This window comes from Streptomyces spongiae, assembly GCF_009377185.1.
GTDB classification, from domain to species: domain Bacteria; phylum Actinomycetota; class Actinomycetes; order Streptomycetales; family Streptomycetaceae; genus Streptomyces; species Streptomyces spongiae.
The window spans coordinates 1-1,550 of the sequence record NZ_VJZC01001040.1 but is presented as its reverse complement, the minus strand read 5'-3'; the positions used below and the strand labels follow the sequence as shown (position 1 = coordinate 1,550).

Below are 1,550 nucleotides of genomic sequence, written 5' to 3'. Positions count from 1 at the left end.
CGCCGTACGCACGGCGTGTCGCTGGGACTCCGGATCCAATTGGTGCCGGAGGAAGGGCGTGTGGGGGCCGGAGGAAGGGCGCCTGGGTGCCGGCAGTCAGCTGGTGCAGGTCTTGGGGTCGAGCTTCTCCTCCACCTTGTCCTCGCGGCCGTCGGGCTGGCCGTTGGGGAGGAGCTTGTCGGAGGTGCCGTCGATGTAGTAGCCGTACGAGTAGATCGACTTCCAGCTCGCGTCCCGGCCGCGCCAGGTGTGCGCGGTGACGTCGCCGTCACCCTTGTTCCACTGGTAGTCCTCGACGTAGAAGATCGGGTTCACGCGCACCACACGCTGGTACGGCGTCCACGTCACGGCGACCTGGGTGCACGGCGGGATGGTCTTCTCGCTGCGGCGCTCGAACCGGGACTCCTTCTCCCAGCCCCACTCGTACGTGAAGCTGCCGCCCGCGGTGCCGGAGAAGATGCTCTTGGCGAGGGTGAGGCCGATCTCGGCGCCGACGCTCTTCTTCGCGAACGTCTTCGTGCCGTAGCTGCTGACGAAGGTCTCCTTGTCGTCCTTCGACCCGCGGTTGCCGATCCACGGCGAGGTCCGGACGGGCTCACCCTTGATGGACCAGGTCGAGGCCTGCGCGTACCCGCACCAGCCGCGGAAGAGCTCCCACGGCCCGGCGGGCTTCCACAGACCGAAGACGTCCCGCAGGTACTCGTCCCGCGTCTTGAACTCGCCGGTGTCGACGTTGAGAGCGCCGTAGACGCCGGTCAGGCTGCCCTCCTGGTTGCAGAGCCGCTCGATCATCAGGTCGGTGTTGCCGGGGTCGACACCCCGGACGTTGGCCGCGCCACCGGGGCCGGCCGCGTGGGCGGTACCGGTGGTGGCCGCGAGGCCGGTGACGGCGAGGGCGGCGGTCGCGCCGGCGACGGCGCACTTCTTCAGTGCGGATACGAAACTCACTGGGCACTCTCACTGTTGTGGGGGAACAGGCCCGGCGGAGAGGGTCGTTCGCAGCGACCGCCGGGGAGTGGCAGTGAACACGGCGAATCTCACGACAGGTTTACGAGAAGATCAGAGAACTCTCAGAATCCCCACGAGTCGCTGCAGCTCGCCACATGCCCGAGGCGCTCACCTCTGCTGACCGCGACCCGGATCAGGTCTTCCAGTGACTCGGTCGCCCTGGTGAGCGCGAAACGCACCGCGCGCTCACCGGCGTTGGTGTCGTGGAGTACGGCTCGGGCGCCCGCGAGAACCTGTTCGCCGGAGTGGAGTTGGGCGGCCTCGATGTCATCGGCGAGACGGGAGAGGGTGCTTGTGTCGTGGTCGGCGCTGAGGTAGCAGGGTTTGCCGTCGGGGCTGGTCCACGGAAGCAGGCGGAGGCGGTCGAGCGGCTGTCGGTCGTCGGCGGGGTTCACGCGGCGACCTCCACGGCGTGCTGCCGCAGCCGTCCCTTCCGTCGCTGCCGACGCTCGCGGTGCTCTTCCGGGGTGAGGACGTAGGGACGTACGAGGTCGTAGGTGTCGGGCTCGAAGGGCCATACGTCGCGGGGATGGGGGCGTACG

At 68.5% G+C, this 1,550-nt stretch carries 2 protein-coding genes; both read right to left on the bottom strand.

Annotation, left to right across the window (positions count from 1 at the left end):
- Nucleotides 1-96: 96 nt before the first annotated feature.
- Nucleotides 97-948, bottom strand: a complete 852-nt coding sequence (locus FNH08_RS49935) for a hypothetical protein (protein ID WP_322726675.1) — start codon at nt 946-948, stop codon at nt 97-99.
- A 122-nt stretch (nt 949-1,070) separates the two neighbouring features.
- Complete coding sequence (locus FNH08_RS49930) at nt 1,071-1,403, bottom strand: hypothetical protein (RefSeq protein WP_322726674.1); 333 nt, start codon at nt 1,401-1,403, stop codon at nt 1,071-1,073.
- Nucleotides 1,404-1,550: the final 147 nt, after the last annotated feature.